The following is a 275-nucleotide window of genomic DNA, read 5'->3' as shown; positions in this document are numbered from 1 at the left end:
ATCCGTTCGCAATGATCCTGCAACTTTCCAGTGCTCGGATTTCGTGCAAACGATGTTCTGGGATGCGCTTCGATTCACGGTTCCAAGCGATTCAGCAGCACAAGGCGAATTTGTGCGCTCCATTGGCTCTGTCTCGACGGATTGGACGAAATTAAAGCGCGGAGACCTTATGTTCTTCTCCTCGTACAATGGCAGTAAAGCATCCGACTATGACAATATGAATGTATTTCAAGAGCCGATCACACATGTAGGAATCTACTTAGGGAATGGCAGCC

Annotated in this window: 1 pseudogene; it reads left to right on the top strand. The window is 48.0% G+C overall.

Features of this window, described 5'->3' with window-relative positions:
• Positions 1–52: 52 nt before the first annotated feature.
• A pseudogene (locus tag KVT27_RS24500) lies at positions 53–275 on the top strand (C40 family peptidase); the annotation flags it as partial.

The sequence above is a fragment of the Lysinibacillus sp. GbtcB16 genome (assembly GCF_019091145.1).
GTDB classification, from domain to species: Bacteria; Bacillota; Bacilli; order Bacillales_A; family Planococcaceae; genus Lysinibacillus; species Lysinibacillus fusiformis.
The sequence above is the reverse complement of the archived record's forward strand: the minus strand, read 5'-3'. Positions and strand labels throughout refer to the sequence as shown.